General features: G+C 34.7%; 8 protein-coding genes. 4 read left to right on the top strand and 4 right to left on the bottom strand.

The features are described 5' to 3' along the window. The 4 genes from AC3DU7_RS18770 to AC3DU7_RS18755 form a co-directional block, all read right to left on the bottom strand. A partial coding sequence (locus AC3DU7_RS18770) for a hypothetical protein (RefSeq protein ID WP_488040837.1) occupies positions 1 to 491 on the bottom strand: 491 nt, incomplete at its 3' end. A 570-nt stretch (positions 492 to 1,061) separates the two neighbouring features. Beyond that, the gene (locus tag AC3DU7_RS18765) at positions 1,062 to 1,988 is read right to left on the bottom strand and encodes a DUF1822 family protein (RefSeq protein WP_488040836.1); all 927 of its coding nucleotides are present in this window, start codon (positions 1,986 to 1,988) and stop codon (positions 1,062 to 1,064) included. Between the two features lie 140 nt (positions 1,989 to 2,128). Then, positions 2,129 to 3,001 carry a hypothetical protein gene (locus AC3DU7_RS18760; protein ID WP_488040835.1) on the bottom strand — a complete coding sequence of 291 codons (873 nt, stop codon included), beginning with the start codon at positions 2,999 to 3,001 and terminating at the stop codon, positions 2,129 to 2,131. Between the two features lie 320 nt (positions 3,002 to 3,321). Then, positions 3,322 to 4,572 carry a tRNA nucleotidyltransferase/poly(A) polymerase-related protein gene (locus AC3DU7_RS18755; RefSeq protein ID WP_488040834.1) on the bottom strand — a complete coding sequence of 417 codons (1,251 nt, stop codon included), beginning with the start codon at positions 4,570 to 4,572 and terminating at the stop codon, positions 3,322 to 3,324. 166 nt (positions 4,573 to 4,738) lie between these two features. Between AC3DU7_RS18755 and AC3DU7_RS18750 the strand changes: the two genes are divergently transcribed. The 4 genes from AC3DU7_RS18750 to tsaB all read left to right on the top strand — a co-directional run bounded on the left by AC3DU7_RS18750 (position 4,739) and on the right by tsaB (position 8,156). Next, positions 4,739 to 4,987, top strand: a complete 249-nt coding sequence (locus AC3DU7_RS18750) for a Ycf34 family protein (RefSeq protein ID WP_124144887.1) — start codon at positions 4,739 to 4,741, stop codon at positions 4,985 to 4,987. A 359-nt stretch (positions 4,988 to 5,346) separates the two neighbouring features. Continuing rightward, positions 5,347 to 5,514 carry a hypothetical protein gene (locus AC3DU7_RS18745; protein WP_488040833.1) on the top strand — a complete coding sequence of 56 codons (168 nt, stop codon included), beginning with the start codon at positions 5,347 to 5,349 and terminating at the stop codon, positions 5,512 to 5,514. A gap of 68 nt (positions 5,515 to 5,582) precedes the next feature. After that, entirely contained in the window at positions 5,583 to 7,331 is a 1,749-nt protein-coding gene (locus tag AC3DU7_RS18740) for a protein kinase domain-containing protein (RefSeq protein WP_488040832.1), read from the top strand. A 174-nt stretch (positions 7,332 to 7,505) separates the two neighbouring features. Then, entirely contained in the window at positions 7,506 to 8,156 is a 651-nt protein-coding gene (tsaB, locus tag AC3DU7_RS18735; RefSeq protein WP_488040831.1) for a tRNA (adenosine(37)-N6)-threonylcarbamoyltransferase complex dimerization subunit type 1 TsaB, read from the top strand.

Below are 8,156 nucleotides of genomic sequence, written 5' to 3'. Positions count from 1 at the left end.
CCTAATATTCTGACTTGTCTGGGTATTTCAGAGATAATATTTGGGGTAGTTTTTCTTTCGGAAAAGCTGAGTATAGTTTCGACTATTGAATTTTCTGATAGGGTGATTTTTCCCCAAGGTAGTTTATGTAATATTTCTGTTGTTTGGGTGTCGGAAATATTTTGAGTATTGATAATGAGGATGATTTTTTCAGTATTGGGTAAGAGATTTTTAATAGGGGAAAACCAACTGTTGAGTTGTTGGCAGAGTGCTTGGTAGTAATGGAAACATTCAGAGTTGGAAATATGGGTAATTTTACTTTTTTTAAATCCTCCTCTGGGGGTAGGGGTGAGTGAAATATATTGTTGTTGCCAGTTTTTATATAGGTGAGGAATTTGGGGAGCAGGTGTTAAGGTTGTGGTAATTTTTGGGGTGTTATTTAGTTGGATAGTTAGATGAAAGCCTTGTTGAAAGTTACCGGAGTTGAGGTAGATGGTGATTTGGTTTTCCATGATTTTTTGGGAAATGAACTGCTTTGATATTGAAAGAAATTAGTAGAAATTAGTAGGTTGGGTTAAGCGGTAGCGCAACCCAACAAAACTTCTTGATTACTGTTGGGTTTATCCTCCGTATAAGCTCCGCTAACCTGCATCAACCTCAGCTACAAAGTTTGCTCCAAAACAAGTGGATTTAATATTATTTTGTATCAATTTTGGTGCGTTGATTAATCAAGCTATAAAACCTAAATTTTACCAATTAAAAAATGCTTTTCAGTTAATAGAATAGTTAGGCAACTGCCATTAAAGCACAATCATAGCCAAAATAACCAACGCCAAATGTTGGGCTTCCTGGGTCAACCTAACCGTAAGCATTCAGCTATTAGCAGTCAGCTATCAGCAACAAGACTCTATCTTATGGGACAGTATTTAAATTAACAACTTACTTTAAGGGAAAGGGAGGCAACTTTTGTGGTAAAACAATTAATCAAGCTTTTATCGTCAACTAAAAGCAATAGCTGATAGCTGATGGCTGACCGCTGAATGCTTACACCTAACCTACAAATTGCTTCTTCCTTCCTAAAACTAAACTACAAAATTTTCAACTATTTCTACATCATCTAATATCACTTTTACAGAAAAACATTTACCAGGAATTTCACTAAATTCTAACTGAATTAATTGGTCGGCTGCCCTCGCTTCTACTTCTTCAATATCTGATTCTAATTCAATTTTTAACCTTAAACTAGCAGGTAAATATTCCTGTTCGTCAATAGGATAAACTTGCACTAATACCCCCATTTCCGAATTAGCTTCTGGCTGAATAGTAACAACTAAAGCGACTTTTTGCCGATTTAAAAGTAAACCAAAGTCTATAATTCTTGCTCTTTTGACAGTATCAACAGAACTACTTTTAGCAAAGCCTAATTTTGGAGTTAAAACTGCTTCGGGAGATAACCAAATTTCCTCAAAAATTCCAGTAAACCAATTACCTAAATTTACTAAAGGATTTTGGGGTAAAATTTCCTGTTTATTTTTCTCCAAAAATTCAAATAAATTATCTAGAGGTTGTAATTCTGCAAGAGATATTTTTTCCGGTAAATCATTCTCAGCAACTACCGGATAAAATCCTAAAATTTCTACCTTGTCTAAACTTTGCTGAAATTGCACTGCTACATAACCAATAAAATTTTCAGCTATATCTAAATTAGCAGAAAATTCTGTTTCTCCAGGCAAAATAGGCATACATAATAACTGCCGATTTTCTACTATCAAATCTGTGGCATTGAATAACCCAGTTAGAAGCGAATTAAAACTATATGTCTGTTCTAAATTTGTCTCAAATTCTAACCATTTCAGCAAATTAGAAACAGCAGCAACAGCCAAAATATTTAAGTAAACTTGTTTAGCTATTTCTGGATGAGATTGTTGGGCAGCTAAAGCCGATGCTTTTTGATGTGTTTTAATATCCAAAGGTATAATAACCGGACGTAATTGAGTGTAATTATTCATAGTAAATTTATTCTAAAAAATGTTGAATTGATTAGACATTTTGCCAAAAAATGCAGAAGAGAATATTGGTTCAAAGGGAGCTTATTGATACCATTTATCCATAGTAAAAATTTCCAAAATTCCTGTATTTTCTAACGCTTCTATTTTCTGTTGCCTGTTCCCTGTTCCCTGTTGCCCATTTCTGCAAGAAATCTACTGTAATAATCCAAATTATTCTCAATATCCATAACAATTTCTCGTAACAAAGGTAAACATTTTCGCTGCCAATGAGCCTTCAAAGTCTGATAATTAATTCCCTGCTCTTTAGCAAAACTTTGCCATGTTTTTTTCGGTTCCGCAGCAACTATAGTTATCCGCTTACTACTTTTTTTAATAGTTAAACCTTTGCGACTTTTAGTAATAACCCAATCTTCTTTAACTGTGATTTTTTCAGCCCGATCGCTCAAATAAAAGTATTGCACTATAGTTTGAGCATTACAGTCAGGATAATTTTGTGGATGACAACTACTTAATTTTCCCTCTGGATCTGTTTCGATATACAATTCCAAAATTAAACCTTTGTTTTGAGTGGTTTGACTTTCTTCTTGCTGCATCAAACTATCCAACGAGTCTAAAGTCGGATAAGTAAAACCATCATCGGATAAATTTTCCAACAATTCTCCCCCATCCTTATCTGGTTGCGTGACATTCAGACTTAGTTCCTGATGATGGCTACGATATAAGTCGAGAATGTCATATTTGAGAAACCCATTCACCCATCTAACATAATGCTCCCGTAACGTCGAGGCAGAAACTTGGTCAATATCTGCGCGATCGAGAAACTGTGCCAAATTTTTTCTGACATCAAATAAAGTATTATTGAGCGCCTCCAAATAATTTGGGTGAGCATCTCGACGAATACCAGGGAACCGACAAGTTAGAGTTAATAAACTGCCCACTATTTGCTGATGTTGCAGACTTCCAGTGGGACAGTTACAGATTTTTTGTAGGAGTTGTTTAAGTTGTTCGTCCATTATTCTAGACGTTAAAGATAAAAATGCCTCTGAATATACAGTCGAAAGCTTGTCAAAAAATTATGCAAGGCTATTTTATTTCATGAAGGGAGTAGGGAATAGGGGAGTAAGGGAGTAGGGGAGTAAGGGAGTAGGGGAGTAAGGGAGTAAGGGAGTAGGAGAGTAGGGGAGTAGGGGAGTAAGGGAGTAGGGGAGTAAGGGAGTAAGGGAGTAAGGGAGAAATAATTGATAAATAACAGTGTGATAATTGATTTTCTTTCATGAAGGGAGTAAAGGGGATTCTAATATTTATTTCCCTCTCTTCCTTCTTCCTTCTTCCTTCAGGATTTAATCAATTTTTCTGCTAATTTAATTGCTTCAGGTTTAGTGGAAACTTTTCCCTCAGCTCTTGCTAGTTGAATTTCTGTTAATAGTTGACCAATTATCGGACTTTTTGGTAATTTTAAGACTGTAATTAAATCATTTCCGTTCAATAAAGGAGTGGGGTGAGCAACTTGGTCTTCTGGATTAATATAACGTTTAATTAAACAATCAATTTCTGTTATAAATATTCCTTTTGCTAATGCTACAACTACTAAGGCGGGAAAATTTTTTCCTATTTCTTGAAATAAGAAATATTGTTGTCTGACAGACATCTGAGAAATTTCTATTTCTGAGAGTTTAGCTAAACCTTTAATAACTGCAATTGTACTTCTAATTTCTGCATTGCTATACTTCAACCCCATCAATTCAACTTCCGCTTTTTCTGGATTAGGATTAACTAATATTGCTAACTTAGCGATCGCCAATAAAGAGGTTTTGACTGTATCGCGTACCCCCTTTGCTAATTCATCTTTTAACTGAGACCAATTTTTTCCTAACTCCTCTGCTGCTACGTCTATTTGTTTTGATATTTCCCAATTTTCTCCCGTAGTAGGAAAATAACTAGAAAGTAAACCATCTTTCCAAGCTTTTTCTATCCAGACCATACCTTGAGGATGCCTTAATAAATAACCTAATTCTGTCTGTACTCTTTCTGCTGCAACTTGGGTAAGCAAAGGTGCAAACTCTCGAATAGTTGTTTGAGTTTCTGGTGAAATAACAAAACCTAACTGTGCTGCTTGACGATATGCGCGTAATAGTCGGAGAGGGTCATCTCTAAGATTAGCAGGCTTTACAACTCTGATGATACCATCCTGTAAATCCTTCAAAGCATTAAATAAATCTATCACCTCATCATTAAAAGGATTATAAGCGATCGCATTTATGGTAAAGTCTCGTCGCCATAAGTCTTCTTCCAGACTCTTACCTTCTATTTCAGCAAAATCAACTGTAGTCCCTTTAAAGACCACCCTAGCAATTTTTCGTTCGGCATCTAATACCACAAACCCCGCTTGATACTGTTTCGCAATATTTCTGGCAATATTAACTGCTTGGTCGAGGAGAATAAAATCTAAATCCAAATAATCACTTTTCCGCTTCAGCAAAGCATCTCGCACAGATCCACCGACCAAATAAACAGGTTGGGGCAACATTTTACGTTCAAATGGCCAATTATCAGGAGATAAAGCAGACAGGGAATTTATCAACATTAGTAAAAAAATTCAGTGAATTTCTGTGTAATTAGACTTTCTGAGAAGGAAATCATACAAGATAAAATTAATTTGGGCTAGAATATAAACTCAGAAAATCATTAAAATAGGGAATTATTCCATCAATATTTAAGATTAGAGTTGAGGATTAACGAGGTACTTATAAATGTGTATTTGTGTTAACTGCCACTATGTAGATCGGTGTGTCACCTATCATGCTGTAGAAACTCAGCACGAACAACTTCATTTAACAGAAAATCCAGACTTTGACCCGGTTGAACCTACAATCAATGTTAACATTCGTCCTCAAAATAATGAAATTGAAATGGAGTGGGATGTTGTTGGTTGTGAAAGTTTTAAAGAAGAAATGGGCAAATGGGCAAAATTAAGACCAGGTGAACTTATCCCTACTTGAAGTAATTCTAATTCTTGATTTCCCCTTCTTTTTATATATAGCAGTGAGAGTAGGAAAAGGAGATTTTATGCTCGCTCAAATTATTTACTATTTTTGAGTATAGAGAAATCCCAAGCAACAAGTAATAGGGGGAATAAAAAGCTAATAATATTAGACTTTTAGTTATTGGGAAATTCCTGCAATTTGTAAGTATACTAGCATACTCTGCTATAACTTTATCTCCCACTTCTTTAGGAAAAAGAAGAGTATTAATTTGCTTTTTATAACTGAAAGAAAAATATAGTGTTTATTCCCTGTTTACCAAATTACTAATTTGTAGGGACGTTTTATGCAACCTTTCTACCTACTCCCTAAAATTTATGAATTTTGTGCCTCATGCTTCTTGGGAATTACAATATCATCAAATCAATAAACGAAGGCAGAAGGCAGAGGCAAAAGGAACAATTAGATGGGGTATAAAACCCATCCAATTTTATGTACCCTGTAGACGTCGGTTTTATACCCTTGTTCCTTTCGGTCATCGGTAGAGAGAAATCTCCCTTCTGCCTCCTGCCTTTCCTAATAATAAAAATCTTGATTTATCTATTCTAATCTAATGAGTTATTGCTACTTTCCCACCTGCAAAAATCCGCAAAATCCTACTAAGGCTGAATTTTGTCAGAGTTGCAACTCACCATTGTTACTAATTCCTCCACTAATTGCTGAAGATGAAAAAATAGAAACAAAGAAAATTATTCCTTCAGCAGATAATAATCTTAAAATAGCTAACCAGTCTCGCTACCGTATTCTTAAATTAATTGGGCAAGGTGGTTTTGGTAGAACTTTTTTAGCAGTAGATGAAAAAGATTCTATTAGAGAAGTTTGTGTAATTAAACAGTTTTTTCCTCAGAATACAAATTATTACCATTATGACCAAAATTCTCTTCAATCTTCAGAAACAATTTCTGGTAATGAGTCTCTTCAAGTAAAGACAAAAATTCAAAAAGCTTCAGAATTATTCCAGCAAGAAGCACAACAGTTAAAAACTCTAGGTATTCATTCTCAAATACCCAAACTGCTGACTTATTTTCAAAAGGATGGACAACAATATTTAGTTCAAGAATATATTGAAGGCAAAAATCTCGCTCAAGAATTGGCAGAAAAAGGTGTCTTTACTGAAGCTAAAATTCGGCAATTATTAAATGATTTATTACCAGTATTACAGTTTGTGCACAAGTCTAAGGTTATTCATCGAGATATTAAGCCAGAAAATATTATTCGTCGCACTACTGGTCAACTGGTTTTGGTAGATTTTGGCGCTGCAAAATTAGTAGAAAAAAAAGGTTTACCTAAAACTGGTACTATTATTGGTAGTGCTGCTTATACCGCTCCCGAACAGCTTATGGGTAAGGCTATTTTTGCTAGCGATCTTTATAGTTTGGGTATTACTTGTATTCATCTTTTGACTCAAGTTCCACCTTTTGATTTGTTTGATAGTAGAAACAGCAAGTGGGTATGGCGGGATTATTTAAAAATGCCTGTTAGTAAAGAACTTGGTCTAATTTTAGATAAGATGTTGGAAGGTGCAACAAATCGGCGTTATCATTCTGCTACTGCTATTATTAGACATCTTCATCCTCAGTCTAATTATATGGAAAATGTTTATTTTTCTCCTTCTTCAGCAGTGCCGAAAAAGTTGACTGAGCAAGCAGAAATTAGAAAGGAGTTACAGGAAGTTTTGGCTACTGAGTCGGTTAAAGTTCAGGTGAGTCGTGTCAAAACAACTTTGACTGTTGTTATTAATAGAAATCCAGGAAAAAAGGCTAATTATACTCAAATTTTAAAGACCATTTCTACGAAGTTAACTGATTTAAGATTGCAAGATATAGATAAAGTTAAATTATTAGGTAAGCTTCAGGGTAAGACTGTGCCAGAGTGGCAACAAATATTGAGAATGGATCGTAAAGCTAGGTGGAAAAATAAAATTTTGAGATTACAAAAAAGTGAGCATTTTGTGAAGCTTTCGCAGTTAGGAACTCAGAATTTTTGGTTGGCTAGGTTTAAGGAAAAAGAATTTTGGTTAGATGCTTTGATGTTTGCTTTTGCTTGGTTTATTTTTGGTTATCGGATAATTATTTGGCATCCGATAATAGCTGTGATAATTGCATCGGTTTTTATGATGGTTAAGCATCAGGTTGTAAAACAAAATAAATTAGCTACTAATAATTTATTTGCTACTGTGGCAACATTATTTTTAATTGTTGGTTTTTTCGGGGGATATTTTTGGATTTCTGATATTTTTGGGTGGCTTTTAGGTTGCTTATTTGTGGCTTTACCAATATTTTATGCTAGAGAGGAAATTTGAATAAGGCAAAAAGAAGAAGGCAGAAGAAAAAATTGCTTATACTGACACCAGAAGTATTTGGAGAAAATATTTATCATGCCAGGCATAAAAGTTTATTTTAGCCAAAAATAAAGTTAATATTCCTTCTTCCTTCTTACTTCTTACTTCTTACTTCTTCCTTCTTCCTTCAAAAACATGACAAATACAGAAAAAAAATACGGTTTAGGAATTCATACAAGTAGCCCGGAATTAGGTTTAGCCATTACTGATTTTGCTGGAGATATCCGCTGGCAAACTTGGAATTTAGGGCGAGACTTATCTACTCATTTACATCAGAAATTGCAGGAGTTTTTATCACCTCAAGATTGGCAGGATTTAAGCTTTATTGCTGTTGCTAAAGGCCCGGGAAGTTTTACTGGTACTCGTATAGGTATCGTAACTGCTAGAACTTTAGCTCAACAGTTAAATATTCCGCTATTTGCAATTTCAACTTTAGCAGCGGTAGCTTGGTCATATAAAAACCAAAATCGGGATTTATCTCTACAAATGCAAGCTCAAAGAAATCAGTTATTTACAGCTATTTATCAATTTGAAGAAATGGGTATAAATCCTCTTCTAGAAGAAACACTAATGACTCCAGAAATATGGGAAGAAACTTTGAAAAACTGGCAAAATTCTTATGAGTTAATTAAGGTTGAAAATGGTTTAGGAAGTTATGTTTTAAATCTATTAGAATTAGCTCATTTAGAATGGCAAAAAGGAAAGCGATCGCATTGGTCTGAAGCATTACCTTTTTATGGACAACATCCCATTGTTGAGCGCAGGGCTGTTTCATTCTCACTTTAG

Source organism: Okeania sp., from assembly GCF_983059655.1.
Note: the sequence above shows the minus strand (reverse complement) of the source record. Positions and strands in the feature narration are given on the sequence as shown.

Excerpts from the sequence above, each read along its gene's own strand:
- AC3DU7_RS18765 (WP_488040836.1), bottom strand. The coding sequence starts at position 1,988 with ATGAATAATTACACTCAATTACGTCCGGTTATTATACCTTTGGATATT.
- AC3DU7_RS18760 (WP_488040835.1), bottom strand. The coding sequence starts at position 3,001 with ATGGACGAACAACTTAAACAACTCCTACAAAAAATCTGTAACTGTCCC.
- AC3DU7_RS18755 (WP_488040834.1), bottom strand. The coding sequence starts at position 4,572 with ATGTTGATAAATTCCCTGTCTGCTTTATCTCCTGATAATTGGCCATTT.
- AC3DU7_RS18750 (WP_124144887.1), top strand. The coding sequence starts at position 4,739 with ATGTGTATTTGTGTTAACTGCCACTATGTAGATCGGTGTGTCACCTAT.
- AC3DU7_RS18745 (WP_488040833.1), top strand. The coding sequence starts at position 5,347 with ATGAATTTTGTGCCTCATGCTTCTTGGGAATTACAATATCATCAAATC.
- AC3DU7_RS18740 (WP_488040832.1), top strand. The coding sequence starts at position 5,583 with ATGAGTTATTGCTACTTTCCCACCTGCAAAAATCCGCAAAATCCTACT.
- tsaB (WP_488040831.1), top strand. The coding sequence starts at position 7,506 with ATGACAAATACAGAAAAAAAATACGGTTTAGGAATTCATACAAGTAGC.